At 69.4% G+C, this 15382-nt stretch carries 14 protein-coding genes; 4 read left to right on the top strand and 10 right to left on the bottom strand.

Translation table 11 applies throughout. The features are described 5' to 3' along the window. Together ACRDPS_RS06900 and ACRDPS_RS06895 are read right to left on the bottom strand one after the other, a co-directional pair. Positions 1–1241 (bottom strand): HelD family protein (locus ACRDPS_RS06900; protein ID WP_431500887.1); only part of this gene is annotated, 1241 nt, incomplete at its 3' end. A 117-nt stretch (positions 1242–1358) separates the two neighbouring features. Next, positions 1359–2126 (bottom strand): enoyl-CoA hydratase family protein, encoded by a 768-nt coding sequence (locus ACRDPS_RS06895; RefSeq protein ID WP_431500886.1) that lies wholly within the window; start codon positions 2124–2126, stop codon positions 1359–1361. 79 nt (positions 2127–2205) lie between these two features. Here ACRDPS_RS06895 and ACRDPS_RS06890 point away from each other — a divergent pair, with 79 nt between their 5' ends. After that, a complete protein-coding gene (locus ACRDPS_RS06890) occupies positions 2206–2787 on the top strand; it encodes a protein-L-isoaspartate O-methyltransferase family protein (RefSeq protein WP_431500885.1) in 582 nt (193 codons plus the stop codon). Positions 2788–2794: 7 nt separating this feature from the next. Here ACRDPS_RS06890 and ACRDPS_RS06885 read toward each other — a convergent pair whose 3' ends face one another. Then, entirely contained in the window at positions 2795–3967 is a 1173-nt protein-coding gene (locus tag ACRDPS_RS06885; RefSeq protein ID WP_431500884.1) for a YihY/virulence factor BrkB family protein, read from the bottom strand. Positions 3968–4053: 86 nt separating this feature from the next. Between ACRDPS_RS06885 and ACRDPS_RS06880 the strand changes: the two genes are divergently transcribed. After that, entirely contained in the window at positions 4054–4653 is a 600-nt protein-coding gene (locus ACRDPS_RS06880) for an RDD family protein (protein ID WP_431500883.1), read from the top strand. Between the two features lie 133 nt (positions 4654–4786). Beyond that, the gene (locus ACRDPS_RS06875; RefSeq protein WP_431500882.1) at positions 4787–5449 is read left to right on the top strand and encodes an RDD family protein; all 663 of its coding nucleotides are present in this window, start codon (positions 4787–4789) and stop codon (positions 5447–5449) included. 64 nt (positions 5450–5513) lie between these two features. Here the strand turns inward: ACRDPS_RS06875 and ACRDPS_RS06870 are convergent, their stop codons facing one another. The 7 genes from ACRDPS_RS06870 to ACRDPS_RS06840 all read right to left on the bottom strand — a co-directional run bounded on the left by ACRDPS_RS06870 (position 5514) and on the right by ACRDPS_RS06840 (position 14673). Next, positions 5514–6680, bottom strand: coding sequence for an acyl-CoA dehydrogenase family protein (locus tag ACRDPS_RS06870; protein ID WP_431500881.1), 1167 nt, complete (start codon positions 6678–6680; stop codon positions 5514–5516). Next, positions 6677–8668: a biotin carboxylase N-terminal domain-containing protein gene (locus ACRDPS_RS06865; protein WP_431500880.1), complete on the bottom strand. Its 1992-nt coding sequence runs from the start codon at positions 8666–8668 to the stop codon at positions 6677–6679. Before ACRDPS_RS06865 ends, ACRDPS_RS06870 begins: the two co-directional genes overlap by 4 nt. A 147-nt stretch (positions 8669–8815) precedes the next feature. Continuing rightward, the gene (locus ACRDPS_RS06860; protein WP_431500879.1) at positions 8816–10408 is read right to left on the bottom strand and encodes an acyl-CoA carboxylase subunit beta; all 1593 of its coding nucleotides are present in this window, start codon (positions 10406–10408) and stop codon (positions 8816–8818) included. Continuing rightward, positions 10405–11538 carry an acyl-CoA dehydrogenase family protein gene (locus ACRDPS_RS06855; protein ID WP_431500878.1) on the bottom strand — a complete coding sequence of 378 codons (1134 nt, stop codon included), beginning with the start codon at positions 11536–11538 and terminating at the stop codon, positions 10405–10407. Before ACRDPS_RS06855 ends, ACRDPS_RS06860 begins: the two co-directional genes overlap by 4 nt. Next, a complete protein-coding gene (locus tag ACRDPS_RS06850) occupies positions 11535–13274 on the bottom strand; it encodes an acyclic terpene utilization AtuA family protein (protein WP_431500877.1) in 1740 nt (579 codons plus the stop codon). The genes ACRDPS_RS06855 and ACRDPS_RS06850 overlap by 4 nt, the downstream gene beginning before the upstream one ends. After that, positions 13271–14077 (bottom strand): TIGR03084 family metal-binding protein, encoded by an 807-nt coding sequence (locus ACRDPS_RS06845; RefSeq protein WP_431500876.1) that lies wholly within the window; start codon positions 14075–14077, stop codon positions 13271–13273. Before ACRDPS_RS06845 ends, ACRDPS_RS06850 begins: the two co-directional genes overlap by 4 nt. Then, positions 14074–14673, bottom strand: a complete 600-nt coding sequence (locus ACRDPS_RS06840; protein WP_431500875.1) for a TetR/AcrR family transcriptional regulator — start codon at positions 14671–14673, stop codon at positions 14074–14076. The genes ACRDPS_RS06845 and ACRDPS_RS06840 overlap by 4 nt, the downstream gene beginning before the upstream one ends. A 113-nt stretch (positions 14674–14786) precedes the next feature. Here ACRDPS_RS06840 and ACRDPS_RS06835 point away from each other — a divergent pair, with 113 nt between their 5' ends. Further along, positions 14787–15155, top strand: a complete 369-nt coding sequence (locus ACRDPS_RS06835; protein WP_431500874.1) for a VOC family protein — start codon at positions 14787–14789, stop codon at positions 15153–15155. Positions 15156–15382: the final 227 nt, after the last annotated feature.

The following is a 15382-nucleotide window of genomic DNA, read 5'->3' as shown; positions in this document are numbered from 1 at the left end:
GAGACGCGGGCGAGGAAGTCGGGTTCGCGGAGCCAGCCGAGCACCTCGCGGGCGGCGAGCGGCGGCCACCAGGCTGCCGCGAACTCGAGGAAGGCCGGGTTGTCGAGCATCTCGTCGTCGAAGACCTCGCGCCCCCGCTCGCGGCCGCGCTCACCGCGGACCTGGCGCCACAGCATGTCGAGAAGCAGCTGGGGTACGCGGCGGAGCTGCTGGTTGCGACGGCCCTGGCTCATCAGCTGACGTCGCAGTTCACCGAGCCTCTTCGCGTCCAGCCGCAGCGAGTCGTCGCGGTAGAAGATCTTGAACTCGCGCGGTGATCCCGGCGCCTGCTGGCGCCCGGCACGGCGCAGCACCTCGGCCATCCGCGCCGAGCCCTTCACATCAGCGACGGCGGAGTCGTTGTGCCAGGTCGCGCGTACGCCGTCCACGACCTCACCCAGCGACCTGAGCGCGACCGCGGTCTCGCCGAGCGAGGGCAGCACGCGCTCGATGTAGCGCATGAACACCCCGCTGGGGCCCACGATGAGCACGCCACCGGACTCGTAGCGGCGGCGCTCGGTGTAGAGCAGGTACGCAGCGCGGTGGAGAGCAACGACGGTCTTGCCCACGCCCGGACCGCCGGAGATGGCGGTGACGCCCTTGCCCGGCGCCCGGATGGCCTTGTCCTGCTCGGCCTGGATGGTCGCCACGATGGAGTGCATGGTGCGGTCGCGAGCCCGGCTGAGCTGCGCCATCAGCGCGCCTTCGCCGACGACCGGCAGGTCCGCTCCGGAGCGCTCGAGCGCGTCGGCGTCGAGCAGCTCGTCCTCGACGCCGATGACCTTCTGTCCCTCCGCACGGAGCACCCGCCGCCTGATGACGGAGCGCGGCTCGACCGCGGTGGCCTGGTAGAAGACCGCTGCCGCCGGCGCGCGCCAGTCGATCAGCAGCGAGTCGCGCTCGGCGTCGCGCAACCCGATCCGGCCGATGTAGCGGGGCTTGACGTCGACCTCGGGGTCGAGATCGAGACGGCCGAAGACCAGGCCCTCGTGGGCGGCATCGAGCTGCGCGATCCGGCGCGCGGCCTGGAAGGCGAACGCGTCACGCTCGACCAGTCCGCCCTCGTGTCCCAGGCGGCCACGGTCGCGGCCCTCGTCGGCCAGCTCCTGCGCTGCCCGCGCCGACTCCCCCAGCTGGAGGTAGACGCGATCTACGAACTCTTGCTCCTGAGCGATCTCACGCTCGGCCAGCTCGTCGTTCAACTGGACTTTCCCCCGTCAAGAATGATCCGACCCCGCCGCGCGCCCCCCATGGCGCACGGCAAGGAGACAACTCTACCCCCGACGTGGGGTTATGGGCACACGGGTGCCACTGGTCGGCTACCTCTTGCGACTGAGGAAGGCGGTCATCGCCTCGCGGGCCTCGTCGGACCCGAAGAGGCGGGCCGAGAGCTGGGCCATCTCCTCGCCACCGGCGTCGATGTGCTCGACCAGGCCGCGGACCATCAGCCGCTTCGTCTCGCGCAGGCCCTGGGGCGAGCCCTCGAGCAGCGAGCTGGTGATGGCGGAGACCTCGTCGTCGAGCGAGTCGGCGGGTACGGCGGCGGTCAGGATGCCGATCCGGGCGGCCTCGGCGGCGTCGAACTTGTCGCCCGTCAGGAAGTAGCGCGACGCCGCGCGGGCGTCGATGCGGGGCAGGATCGAGAGCGAGATCGCAGCGGGGGCGAGGCCCAGTCGAACCTCAGTGAGCGCGAAGGAGACGGTGTCGGCGGCGATCGCGATGTCGGCGGCCGCCACCAGTCCGAGACCGCCGGCGCGCACCGGGCCCTGGACCTTCGCCACGACGGGCTTGGTCAGGGCGACGATGGTGCGCTGGAGACGTACGATCCCGCGGGTGCCCTCCTCCATCGGGACCGTCGCGGCCTCGGAGAGATCGGCGCCGGAGCAGAAGACCGTGCCGGTCGCCTGGAGCACGACCGCCTTCACCGACGCGTCCTTGTCCGCCGCGTGCAGGGCCGAGAACAGCTCCGTGACCAGCTGGCGGGAGAGCGCGTTGCGGTTGGCCGGCGAGTCGAGGGTGATCGTGGCGATGCCGTCGGCGACCTCGAGGTGGACAAGCTCCGCGGGGGTTTCTGGCGACTCAGTCATGACGCAGACCTTAGAGGTTCCTCGAGTAGATGCGACCTGCTGCGCGTCTCGGGCTCTACTCGCGGAACCTCTACGATGCTTGACTGGACTTGTGGACCGGGTCCTCGACGCATTCGCCGCCCTCCCCAGGGAAGGTTTCCTTCCGCCCGGGGAGCGCTCCTTCGCAGCCTTCGACGAGCCGCTCTCCATCGGCCACGGCCAGACCAACTCGCAGCCGCGGACCGTCGAGGACATGCTCCGCCTCCTCGACGTCTCACCGGGAGACACCGTCCTCGACGTCGGCTCCGGATCGGGCTGGAGCACCGCGCTGCTCGCCCACCTCACCGGCCCGGACGGGACCGTGGTCGGGGTCGAGCTCGAGCCTTCGCTGGTCAGGTTCGGCCGCCGGAACCTGGCGGCCACCGACCAGGCCTGGGCCCGCATCGAGCAGGCGGAACCCGGTGTCCTCGGGTGGCCTCAGGAGGCTGCGTACGATCGCATCCTCGTCTCCGCCGAGGCCGAGGCGATGCCGGGCGACCTGGTGGAACAGCTCGCGTCCCCTGGTCGGATGGTGGTCCCGGTCGCCGGCCTGATGATGCTGGTCGAACGCTCCGCGACAGGGAGGGCGAGGCTCAGCAGTCATGGTTGGTATCGCTTCGTGCCGCTGCGTAGGCGGCCTTAGCCTGATCTCAAGCACCGGTGCGACGCGAGCCGCCCTGTCCGTTTCCGTCGTCCTCCTCGGGACGCGGCAACGCGCGCAGCTGGCCCGGCGGCACCGGCGGCGGCGGCTTGGTCGGAGGCATCGGCTTGCTGAACTCGTCGCGACGCCGGATGCGCCGTGCGGTCTTACGCAGCCAGGACGGATCCATCACGATCTCGTGGGTGTTGCCGTCGCGGCCGTCGAAGGTGACCGCCACCGTCTCGAAGCCCTTGTGCCGCTGCATGAGCGCATAGCTCGCATAGGCGCGGCGGTCGGCCTCGGTGAGGTCGACGTCATCGGTGAAGAGCGTCAGCAGCGCCCGCGGCCACAGGTGGCGGGAGTAGACGACGTTGACCTCGATCGAGATCACCACCATCAGCGCCGCGATGTAGAGGAAGGCGACCAGCCCCAGGACCAGGGCGAAGGTCTGGTTCATGCCGCGGGTGGCGGCGAGCACGTGCTGGACGAACTCGGCGCCGAAGTACTGCAGCACCTGCCACAGGAGCGCGAACGTGAGCGCGCCCGGAAGGGCGTGCGCGAGCGAATGGTCGCGGGTCGTCGCCATCCGGAACACCACGCAGAGCATCCCGGTGACGATGACGACGGTGCCGAGGATCACCAGCCAGTAGCCGACGTCGACGGCCTTGAAGCCGAGGAAGTCGGTGTGGCTCAGCACGAGGGACAGCGTGGTCGCGCCGATGATGGCCAGGCCGCCGGCGGCGAGCATGAGCAGGGACCGGACTCGCAGAAGGATCGGGTTGGGACGGCTGTTACGCGGCACCGACCAGGCCGTGTTGACGGCGTTCTGCAGTGAGAGACCGAGACCGAGGGCACCGTAGAGGGCGGCCACACCACCGACGATGATCGCGCCGGTCGACCCGGTGAGCTCCTTGCGGCCGAGCTGGTCCCCGATGATCGGGAACTGAGCCAGCGCGGTGTCGAGCACCGCTTCCTGCAGCCTCGGGTTCCCCTCCAGCACGAAACCGAGGATCGAGGAGGCGAGCAGCAGGATCGGGAAGATCGCGACGAAGGCGTAGTAGGTGATGATCGCAGCGAGGTTGTTGCCCTGGTCCTCGTAGAACTTGTAGAAGACGGCGATCGGGAACGCGGCCGGCGGGAACCGGCGCTGCGCCCGATCCATCGTCCTCGCCGCTTGAGCCATGAAGGTCAGGTTACGCCTGTGCTACCCGGTAGATTGAAGCTCGGCCAGGTCAGCAGGCCAGCACACTCGAGGAGATGACCCCCCAGATGTCGAATTTCGGCCCTCCGGCCGGCCCGCCTCCCGGCACCCCACCCGGCCCGCCACCTGGCCCACCACCCGGCGCACCGCGGGAACCCGTTCGGGGGCCCGGCGAGCAGCCCCAGGCGCCGCCATGGGCACAGCAGGCGTACGTCCCCTCGGGCCCGCCGCTGGCGCACTGGGGTCTCCGGGTCGCCGGCGCGCTGATCGACGCCGCCCTGCTGCTGCCGTTCTACCTCGTCGCCGGCGTGGGCGGCGGGCTCGCGCAGGAGTCCGGCTTCTTCGTGACCGCGTTCGGCCTGCTGCTCACCGTCGTCGGCTGGTTCGGGATCGTCGGCTTCGCGATCTGGAACCACCTGCTCAAGCAGGGGCGCACCGGCTACACCATCGGGAAGGGAGTCGTCGGGATCAAGCTGGTCCGCAAGGCCCCCCTCGAGACGGCCGGCGAGGCCACGGTCGGCGTCCCGTTCGCCCTGGTGCGGCAGCTGCTCCACGTCCTCGACGGGTTCTGCATGATCGGCTACCTGTGGCCGCTGTGGGACGAGAAGCGGCAGACCTTCGCCGACAAGATCGTCGGAACCCTCGTCGTCGTCGAGCCACGGCGTTGACGCCGGGCATGTGCGCTGGGCGTGTGTGCTGACATTCGGGCAAGATTGTCGCCATACTCGCCGCATCAATTCTCGGTAAGTTGCACCGCCTCGAAGTGCACGGCCTTCACCGCTGAAAGCGAGTAGACCCAAGATGTCGAACTACGGACCGCCTCCGGGCGCCCCGCAGGATCCCTCCGGCCAGGCCGCGCCGGCCTACGGACAGGGACCCAGCAGTCCTCCTCCGCCTCCCCCGCCCGCTCCCGGCTACGGCGCCGCGCCGGCCGGTTACGGCGCCGCACCCTCGGCTTATGGAGCCACCCCGCCGTACGCCTCCTGGGGCGCCCGCGTCGGCGCCGCGATCATCGACGGGCTCCTCGGGGCCGTGTCGATGATCCCGTTCTACGTCGGCTACGGCCTGTTCATCGGCGGCGCGGCCGCGGGCTCCTCGGAGTATGACGCCGAGACCGGGATGTACACGACCGGCGAGCCCAACGGCGCGCTCATGGCCATCGGCGGGATCCTCGCGTTCGTCGGCTTCTTCGTCCTCCTCGCCTTCCTGTTCTGGAACTACGGCCTGAAGCAGGGGAAGACGGGCTACACGATCGGCAAGGGCGTCCTCGGGATCAAGGTCGTCAAGGAGGCCGACGGCCAGGTGCTCGGCACCTGGTTCTCGATCGGTCGCTTCTTCGTCCACTACCTCGACCAGCTCGCGTGCTACATCGGCTACCTGTGGCCGCTGTGGGACGAGAAGCGACAGACCTTCGCCGACAAGATCCTCAGCACGATCGTGATCGCCGAGCCGAAGCAGAAGTAGGCAGAAGCCGTACGCAGCAGGGCCGGTCGCGCACGCGACCGGCCCTGTACTCATTTCGACGCGATCAGTAGGACTTCGGGAGGCCGAGGGTGTGCATGGCGATGTAGTTGAGGATCATCTCCCGGCTGACCGGGGCGATCCGGCCCAAGCGGGCCGCGACGAGCTGGTTGGCCAGGCCGTACTCGACCGTCAGGCCGTTGCCACCATGGGTGTGGACCGCGGCGTCGGTGGCGTTGCAGGCGACCTCGCCGGCGGCGTACTTGGCCATGTTGGCGTACTCCCCGGCGCCGGCGTCGTCCCCGGCGTCGTAGAGCGCGGCGGCCTTCTGCCACAGCAGGCGAGCCTGCTCCAGCTCGATCTTGACCTTCGCGAGCGGGTGCGCGATCCCTTGGTGGGAGCCGATCGGGGCGTCCTTCCAGACCGACCGTGACCCGGCGTACTCGACCGCCTTTCCGAGCGCGAAGCGCGCCATCCCGCAGGAGAGCGCGGCACCCATGATCCGCTCCGGGTTGAGACCGGCGAAGAGCTGCCAGATACCACCATCTTCGTCGCCGACGAGGGCGTCGGCGGGGAGGCGTACGTCGTCGAGGAAGAGGGTGAACTGCTTCTCCGGCGCCTCCCAGGCCATCGGGATGACCTGCTTGGTGAAGCCCTCGGAGTCGGTCGGGACCACGAAGAGGGCGGGCTTGAGCTTTCCAGTCTTGGCATCTTCTGTTCGGGCCACGATGAGGACCGAGTCGGCCTCGTCGACACCGGAGATGAAGGTCTTCTGGCCGCTCAGCACCCAGCTGTCGCCGTCGCGCTGCGCCGTGGTGGTGATCTTGTGGGAGTTGGAACCGGCGTCGGCCTCGGTGATGCCGAAGGCCATCAGCAGCGACCCGTCGGCGATCGCCGGCAGCCAGCGCTTCTTCTGCTCCTCGGTGCCGCAGCGGCCGATGATGCTGCCGCAGATCGCGGGGCTGACGACCATCATCAGCAGCGGCGCGCCGGCGGTCGAGGCCTCCTCGAGCACGGCGGCCAGGTCGCTCATCCCGCCGCCACCACCGCCGTACTCCTCGGCGATGTTGACGCCGAGGAACCCGTTGCGGCCCATCTCGAGCCACATCTCGGTCATCTTGCCGCCCTCGCGAGCCTGCTTGGCGACGAAGTCGTGGCCGTACTTCCCGGCCAGCTTCGACACCGCCTCGCGCAGGGCGGTCCGCTCCTCGGGCTCGGTGAATGGGTTGGTCATGATGTTTCCTCCTTGGAGGTCTCGACAAGCTCGGGGCCACTTCGTTCAGACCCCGGTTCGACCACCGCGAGCACCTCGCCGGCGGCGACCTGGGTTCCTGGTTTGACGTTGATCTGAGCGAGTACGCCGTCGGTGGGCGCGGTCACCGTGTGCTGCATCTTCATCGCCTCCAGGACCAGCAGCGGCTGGCCCTCGGTGACGCTGCTGCCGGACTCGGCGAGCACGCCGATGACCGACCCCGGCATCGGCGCCAGCAGGCTGCCGGGCTGGGTCTGGGTAGCGGGGTCGGTGAACCTCGGACGCTTGCGCAGCGCGGTGTGGCCGAACGAGGAGTCGACGTCGACCCGGACGCCGTCGACGGCGCCCCCGGGAGCATGCCCGCCGACGGACACCGTGTAGGCCGTACGCAGCCCGTCCCTCTCGAGCACTACCCGGTCCTGGCCCGCCTCGATGACCTGGAAGCCGTCGATGCGGTAGCCGTCGCGGGTGCCGTACCACTCCACGACGAGGCCGTCCTCGGACATGTCGTCGAAGACGGTCCGCTGCGGCTGGTTGGTGACGTTGCGCCAGGCGACCGGCACCCCCGGCCGACGGGTCCGTTCGGCCAGCGCGATCGCGGCGGCCACCGGCGCCCCAGGACCCCCCTGCGTCGCGCGAACGAATTTTCGTTCGCCCAGGAGGGAGGTGGTGACCTGGCCGCTGACGAACTCCTCCGACCCGAGGATCTCGATCAGCTGCTCCCGGTTGGTCCGCAGCCCGTGGATCTTCGCCGTACGCAGCACCCCGACCAGCCGGCGGATCGCCGCCTCGCGAGTGGGCGCGTGCACGATCACCTTCGCCAGCATCGCGTCATAGAACGTGCTGACCTCGGACCCCGACACATACCCCGCGTCGACCCGCACAGTCCCACCGGTGGTCGAGCTTGTCGAGACCATCTCGAAACACCTCAACACCCCCGACTGCGGCTGATAGTCCTCAGCCGGGTCCTCGGCATACAGCCGCACCTCCACCGCATGCCCACTGACTCCGGAGGTCGAGCTTGTCGAGATGACCTCGTCCAGCGAATCCTCAGCCACCGCGACCTGCAGCTCCACCAGGTCCACTCCGTGCACCAGCTCGGTCACCGGGTGCTCGACCTGCAAGCGCGTGTTCATCTCCAGGAACCAGAACCGCTCCGTGGCGGCGTCATAGAGGAACTCGACTGTCCCGGCGCCGCGGTAGTCGATCGCCGCGGCAGCGTTCCGGGCGGCCTCGTGGAGCGCCGACCGGACCGCTTCGGGCAACAGCGGGGCCGGGGACTCCTCGACGACCTTCTGGTGGCGACGCTGCATCGAGCAGTCGCGCTCGCCGAAGACGGTGACGTTGCCGTCGCCGTCGCCGACGACCTGGACCTCGACGTGGCGGCCGGCCTCGACGTACGGCTCGACGAAGACGGTCCCGTCCCCGAAGGCGGATGTGGCCTCGGCCTCGGCAGCGGCGATCTCGGCGGCGAGAGAGCTGAGGGAGCGGACGATCCGCATCCCGCGGCCGCCCCCGCCGGCAGACGCCTTGACCAGCAGCGGCAGGTCGGGCTCGGCCGGTGAGGCCGGCGCCTCCAGCACCGGAACGCCGGCCGCGGCCATGATCTTCTTGGCCTCGATCTTGGAGCCCATCTTCTCGATGGACTCCGGCGCCGGCCCGATCCAGACCAGACCGGCCGCCTCGACGGCACGAGCGAAGTCGGCGTTCTCCGAGAGGAACCCATAACCCGGGTGGATCGCGTCCGCACCGGCCACCTTGGCCGCCTCGATGATCAGGTCGGCGCGGAGATAGGTCTCGCCCGGGGCATTGCCCGGGAGACGTACGGCGTGATCCGCCTCCGCCACGAACGGCAGGGCCGCGTCGGCGTCGGAGTGCACCGCGACGGTCTCGATGCCGAGCCGCTGACACGTGCGGAAGACCCTGGACGCGATCTCGGCCCGGTTGGCGACAAGCAGTCGGTTGATCATCAGCGGGTCACTCCTGTGTCTGTGGCGAGCGCCGCGGCACTTTCCCGCCATGGCGCTGTTGTGCGGGCACTAGGGCCGGATCCGGGCGGCATTTTCCCGCCATGGCGGGAAAATGGCGTCCTTCCCGGGATCAGGCGGGATCGGGGTTCACATGCGGAAGACGCCAAAGTTCATCGCCCCCTCGATCTCCTTGGTCGCGATGGCCGACAAGCAGAGGCCGAGTACGGTCCGGGTGTCGCGCGGGTCGATGACGCCGTCGTCGTAGCCGAGCCCGCTCAGGAACATCGGCAGCGACTGCTCCTCGATCATCCCCTCGACCATCTCCTTGACGCCCTTGAACCCATCCGCGTCGAAGACCTCGCCCTTCTTCTCCGCCGACTCGCGCGCGACGATCTCCATCACACCGGCGAGCTGCTGCGGCCCCATGACCGCCGACTTCGCCGAGGGCCAGGTGAAGAGGAAACGGGGGTCGTACGCCCGGCCGTTCATGCCGTAGTTGCCGGCACCGTAGGAGGCACCCATGATCACGGTCAGGTGCGGGACGGTGGAGTTGGAGACGGCGTTGATCATCAGCGCGCCGTGCTTGATGATGCCGCCCTGCTCATACTCCGCGCCGACCATGTAGCCGGTGGTGTTGTGCAGGAACAGCAGCGGGGTGTCCTTCTGGTTGGCGAGCTGGATGAACTGCGCCGCCTTCTGGGCCTCTTCGCTCATCAGGACCCCGCGCGCGTTCGCGAGGATGCCGATCTCGTAGCCGTGCAGCCGCGCCCAGCCGACGCAGAGGCTCGATCCATAGAGGGGCTTGAACTCGTCGAACGCGACCTCGTTGTCGGGCCCGGTCCCGTCCACGATCCGCAGGATCGCCTCGCGGGGGTCGAAGGGCTCCTTGAGGTCGGTCGGGATCAGGTCGAGCAGGCCGTCGGGGTCCAGGTCGGGTTCATGGCTCGCCTTCGGCTCGGGGCCGCGCTTGCGCCAGTTGAGCCGGGCCATGACCCGGCGCGCCTGCCGGATCGCGTCGTGCTCGTCGATCGCCAGGAAGTCGGAGGATCCTGAGATGCGTGAGTGCATCTCGGCACCGCCGAGCGACTCGTCGTCGGTGTCCTCGCCGGTGGCCATCTTCACCAGCGGCGGGCCGGCCAGGAAGACCTTCGCCCCCTCCTTGACCATGATCACGTAGTCGCTCATGCCTGGGACGTACGCTCCGCCGGCCGTGGAGTTGCCGAAGACCACCGAGATCGTCGGCTGCTTGCGTGCGGAGGCCCGAGTGATGTCGCGGAAGCCCTTGCCCCCCGGGATGAAGATGTCCTTCTGGGTGGGCAGGTCGGCGCCGCCCGACTCGGTCAGGTTGATCGTGGGCAGACCGTTCTTCTCGGCGATCTCGGCCGCCCGGAAGGAGCGCTTGAGGGAGTACGGGTTGAGCGCGCCGCCCTTCACCGTCGGGTCGTTGGCGACGATCATGCACTCGATGCCCTCGACCACGCCGATACCGGTGATGATCGACCCGCCGACCGGGAAGTCGCTGCCCCAGCCGATCAGCGGCTGGGTCTCCAGGAACGGGCTGCCCTCGTCCAGCAGCAGCTCGATCCGCTCACGGGCGAGCAGCTTGCCGCGGGCCTTGTGACGGGCGACGTACTTCTCCCCGCCCCCGGCCGCCGCCTTGGCGTGCTCGGCGTCCAGCGCCTCGATCTTCTCGAGCATCACGCTCCGGCGGTCGAGACCGTCCTCCGCAGCAACACTCATCGGTCCAGTCCCAACAGCTTGGCAGCCAGGTCCGTCATCACTTCGGTGGCTCCTCCTCCGATCGGCAGGATCCGGGCGTCGCGGTAGTGCCGCTCGACCTCGGTCCCGTGCATGTATCCCGTCCCGCCGTGAAGCTGGACGGCCTGGTCGACGACCCAGGTGCAGGCCTCGACCGCGGTCTGCTTGGCCAGCGCCGCCTCGGCGATCGTGGCCTGGGTCGACCCTTCGCGGTCGTAGCGGTTGACGACCGCGTGCGTGTAGGCCTTGGCCACCTCGACCTGCCGGTGCATCTCGACCAGCTTGTGGCGTACGACCTGGCGTTTGATCAGGGGCTCGCCGAAGGTCTCGCGCTGGCGGCAGAAATCTGCGGTAAGCGCCAGGCAGCGGGCGGCGGTGCCGTAGGCCTGCACGGCCAGCGCGATCCGCTCGGTCACGAACGCCTCGGCGATGTAGACGAAGCCAGCGTTCTCGTCGCCGACGAGGTTGGCGGCGGGGACGCGTACGTCCTCGAAGGCGAGCTCCGCGGTGTCGGAGCAGTGCCAGCCCATCTTGGCCAGCTTGCGCGTGACCGTGAAGCCGGGGGTGTCCTTGTCGATCACGAGCAGGCTGATGCCACCGGCGCCCTGACCGCCGGTGCGGACCGCGGTGGTGACGAAGTCGGCACGCACCCCGCTGGTGATGAACGTCTTGGCGCCGTTGACGACGAACTCGTCGCCGTCGCGGACCGCGGTGGTGCGCAGGTGGGCGACGTCGGAGCCGCCGTCGGGCTCGGTGATGGCAAGCGCGCCGATCTTGTCGCCGGCGAGCGTCGGTCTCACGTAGGTGTCGATGAGCTCGCGCGAGCCGTGGTTGGCGATGTGCGGCAGCGCGATCCCGTGGGTGAACAGGCCCGCGAGCAGGCCTGAGGAGGCACCTTCGGACATCAGCCCCTCGGTCACCGCGACCGTGTCGGCCAGTCCGCCGCCCTCGCCGCCGGCCGCCTCCGGGAACCCGATCCCGAGCAGACCCTGCTTGGCGGCAGCCTTGTGGAGCTCTCGCGGGATCTCCTGCGCGTCTTCCCAGACCTGCAGGTCGGGGAAGACCTCACGGCGGGCGAACTCCGCGCCGAGCTGGAAAAGATCGTTGCTCATCGTGACTCCTCCGGTACGAGGTCGGTGGGCATGTCCACGAATCGGCTCCGGGCCCACTCGCCCAGACCCTTCGCCTGCGGGTCGAACCTGGTCGAGGCGGCCACCCCTTCACCGAGCAGCTCATGGATGACGATGTTCACGCCGCGCAGGTGCGGCAGCGGAGTGATGTCGATCGCGAGATCCGCGGCCTCGGGAAGCAGCGCCCGCACCCACTCGGGAGTGACGGTGTCCAGCAGCCAGTCGACGGCGCCGTCCGGCCGCCACTGCGGCACCCACAGCCCCAGGTTGGCATCCCCACCCTTGTCCCCCGACCGCGCGTAGACGAGCGCTCCCAGCTCTCGCCGAGACGACGGGAGCGAGGTCGAGCGGCGAGCTTGCTCGTCCGCAGCATGTGACGCTTCGGCCGACGTACGTGACTTCTCCGCGCTTCGCGCGGTCACTCCCTCGCCGTAGGCCAAGGGAGCCGGTACCTCGTAGGTCGAGCCGTCGGGAAGGTGGACGGTCTCGGCGGCGCGGTCGCGCCGGACGTACGCAGCCTTGTAGATCCCGAACGGAGCCGGCCGTCCCGGGGGCGCGGTGACGTGGAAGCCCGGGTAGGACGCAAGGGCGAGCTCGATGGCCGGTGCGGTGAGGGCACGGCCGACGGCGTCGGCGTCGGCGGCGCGCGCGCTGAGGCGCAGGATGCAGGCGGCACCTTCCTCGGTCGGAGAGTCCGGTGCCGGGATCCGGTAGGTCGACCAGGTGTAGTCCGGCCCGATCGGGAGCTCGGCGTCGAGCTGGTCACGTAGCCAGGCGGCCTTGGCGTCGATGTCGGGACCGGTGAGCACGAACTCTGTGGAGTTGCGATAGCCCCCGACGGAGTTGACGGCGACCTTGAGCGTGGCCGGCGGCGGGGTGCCCGTCACGCCGGTGATCGCGACGCGGTCGATCCCGGCCTCGGAGAGCCGGATCGAGGTGAGGTCGGTGGAGACGTCGGGGCCCAGGTAGTGCGGTCCCTGGATCTCGTAGAGCAGCTGCGCGGTGACCGTGTCGATGGTGACCGCACCACCGGTCTCGTCCTGCTTGGTGATGGTCGAGGACCCGTCCGCGGCGATCTCTGCCACCGGGAACCCCAGAGGACGTGCTCGCGCCTGCGGCGACATCGTCATGAACCCGGAGAAGTTGCCGCCGGTGGCCTGGGTGCCGCACTCGATCACGTGCCCGGCGACGACCGCACCCGCGAGCTCGTCGTAGGAGTCGCGCTTCCAGCCGTGGTGCGCGATCGCCGGCCCGACGACGACGCTCGCGTCGGTCACGCGGCCGGTCACGACGACATCGGCACCGGACTCGAGCGCATGCGCGATCCCGAAGGCACCGAGGTAGGCGTTCGCGGTCAGGGCGTCGGGATGGGAGTCGATGCGACCCCTGAGGTCGTCCCCGTCGACGTACGCCACCTTCGCCCGTGTCCCGAGCGCCTCGATCGCCTTGGCGAGACCGGCGGGATTGAGGCCGCCTGCGTTGGAGACGATCTTGACCTCACGCTGGAGAGCGAGGTCGAGGCAGTCGGCGAGCTGGCGAAGGAACGTCTTGGCATAGCCCGTCGACGGGTCCTTGAGCGTGTCCTTGCCGAGGATGAGCATGGTCAGCTCGGCCAGGTAGTCACCGGTGAGCACGTCGAGCCGGCCGCCTTCGAGCATGTCCCGCATCGCCGAGAACCGGTCGCCGTAGAAGCCGGAGCAGTTGCCGATGCTGATCACGGCTGGGTCCCTTCCGCGGCTCGCCCGTTCCCGGCGGGGCCGGCGAACGCCTGGGCGATGGCCAGCCACTTCTCGGCATCGTCGCCGGTGGTCTCCAGCGCCGTGTCGTCGCGGTGGACGCGCTGGGTGACGACGCGAGCGAAGTCGTACGCAGGACCGCGGACGGTCTGCGCCGCATCCTCCGGACCCCAGTCCCACTGCTCACCGGACGGTGCGATGAGCGAGACCCGGAAGGGCTCGCTCGGCGGGGTCAGGCCGTGCACCCCGAAGGAGAAGTCGCGGGTGCGGTTGCCGATGTGGCACACGTGCTTGATGCGGTCGCTGGGCTCATAGGTGAGCCCGAGCCCTTCGCGGACGTCCAGCCCGTGAGCCCAGGTCTCCATGAACCGCGCGGTCGCCATCGAGGCCGGCGACATCGGGGGCCCGAACCAGGGGAGCTTCTGCCCGTCGGGGACCTCGGCGAGCGCGCCGGCCAGCTCGCCACGTACGCCGTCCCAGTGCTCCAACAGCTCGGTCGCCGGCATCACCGCGAGCGCCAGCGCGGCCTCGTCGACGTATCCCTCGGGGTTCTCGAGGCCCTCCTCGACCAGCTCGTCCCAGGCGCTCGGGTCACCGGCCACCCATTCGGTCGCGGCGAGCGCGGCCTCGTCGGTCCAGGCCAGGTGTGCGATCTGGGCAGCCACGTCCCAGCCCTCGGCCGGCGTCGGCTCGCGCCAGCCCGCCTCGCTCAGGCCCGCCACCACCTGGCGCAGCTCGAACCCCTCCATGGAAAGGTCCTCGAGAAGTTGATCCAGCAGACTCATTGCAGCTCTCTTTCCAGGACCTCGGCCCAGTGATCGAGGATCCGTTCGCGTCGGGCGGCGTCGTCGGTAATCGTGTCAGCCAGAGCCAGGCCTCGGACCAGATCGAGGGTGGCCTGCACGAGCTCGCGTACGCCCGGCTTCTTCTCGTCGACACCGAGCAGCTCGATCGTGGCTCGGTGGAGCTCACGACCGATGCGCTGCTCGAGCGGACCCACGGCAGCGGCGAGCTGCTCGTCGGTGCGGGCCGCGACCCACAGCTCGAGGGCAGCGGCGAAGACCGGCGAGGTGACCTGCTCGGCGAGCATGGCGAGCACGTGCCGCGTACGCCGGCCGCCTTCGGGAAGCGCCCCGGCTGCCTCCTTGAGCGCCTCGCCCCGGGCCTCGGTGATGTGCTCGACCGCCGCGACCACCAGGTCGTTCTTGGCGGGAAAGTGATGCAGCTGCGCACCACGGGAGACGCCGGCGCGCTGGGAGACGAGCGTGGTCGAGGTGCCGGCGAAGCCTCGCTCGGCCAACAGCTCGACGGTGGCGTCCAGGAGACGGGCCCGCATCGCGCGGGTGCGCATCTCCTGGGATACGCGGGTGGCCTGGCTCACAGGGACGCACTCTTCCGCGTCGGAAACAAACAGTCAACCCTGACTTTATGTTTCTGAGACGATCACGATCAGGCGGAAGCCGAACGTCCGGAACCACGCCTAACGTCGAGGCCATGGCTATCGCACGCAATCCACAGTTCGCCATCGACTGCCCCGACGTCGCCGATCTCTCCGCCTTCTACGCCAAGCTCCTCGGCTGGGAGGCGAAGGTCGACAACGACGACCCGGACGGGGCCTGGGCCGATGTCTGGGGCGAGGGAGGCAGCATCGGGTTCCAGCAGGTCAGCGACTACAAGGCACCCAGCTGGCCCTCCCAGGACACTCCCCAGCAGATCCATCTCGACGTCAGCGTCGATGACCTCGACGAGGGCGAGAAGGAGGTCCTGGCGCTGGGCGCGACCAAGACCGACCACCAGCCCGGCACCACCTTCCGGGTCTTCCTCGACCCCGCCGGCCACCCCTTCTGCCTCTGCCAGGCCTGACCCAGTCCTCCCGGGACCAACCCCGCCGAAGCCAACCCCGCCGAAGCCAAACCCCGCCGAAGCGTCACTTCTGCAGGCCGAGAAGTCCTTGGGTTCAAGGGGTGAGCGCAACACCTGATCGATGAGGGGTGTTGCGAATGGTGCGTCGGATGGGTCGCCCGAGGTTGTCGCGGGGTGTTGCGGGACGGTTCTGGACTGGGGTGCGAGAGGGTCTCTCGACCGAGGAG

This window comes from Nocardioides sp. (assembly GCF_050699375.1).
Lineage (GTDB): Bacteria > Actinomycetota > Actinomycetes > Propionibacteriales > Nocardioidaceae > Nocardioides.
This window is presented reverse-complemented; position numbering and strand designations above follow the sequence as displayed.

Coding starts and splice junctions, on each gene's coding strand:
- ACRDPS_RS06855 (WP_431500878.1), bottom strand. CDS start 11,538: ATGAGCAACGATCTTTTCCAGCTCGGCGCGGAGTTCGCCCGCCGTGAG.
- ACRDPS_RS06860 (WP_431500879.1), bottom strand. CDS start 10,408: ATGAGTGTTGCTGCGGAGGACGGTCTCGACCGCCGGAGCGTGATGCTC.
- ACRDPS_RS06845 (WP_431500876.1), bottom strand. CDS start 14,077: ATGAGTCTGCTGGATCAACTTCTCGAGGACCTTTCCATGGAGGGGTTC.
- ACRDPS_RS06885 (WP_431500884.1), bottom strand. CDS start 3,967: ATGGCTCAAGCGGCGAGGACGATGGATCGGGCGCAGCGCCGGTTCCCG.
- ACRDPS_RS06835 (WP_431500874.1), top strand. CDS start 14,787: ATGGCTATCGCACGCAATCCACAGTTCGCCATCGACTGCCCCGACGTC.
- ACRDPS_RS06895 (WP_431500886.1), bottom strand. CDS start 2,126: ATGACTGAGTCGCCAGAAACCCCCGCGGAGCTTGTCCACCTCGAGGTC.
- ACRDPS_RS06870 (WP_431500881.1), bottom strand. CDS start 6,680: ATGACCAACCCATTCACCGAGCCCGAGGAGCGGACCGCCCTGCGCGAG.
- ACRDPS_RS06865 (WP_431500880.1), bottom strand. CDS start 8,668: ATGATCAACCGACTGCTTGTCGCCAACCGGGCCGAGATCGCGTCCAGG.
- ACRDPS_RS06880 (WP_431500883.1), top strand. CDS start 4,054: ATGTCGAATTTCGGCCCTCCGGCCGGCCCGCCTCCCGGCACCCCACCC.
- ACRDPS_RS06875 (WP_431500882.1), top strand. CDS start 4,787: ATGTCGAACTACGGACCGCCTCCGGGCGCCCCGCAGGATCCCTCCGGC.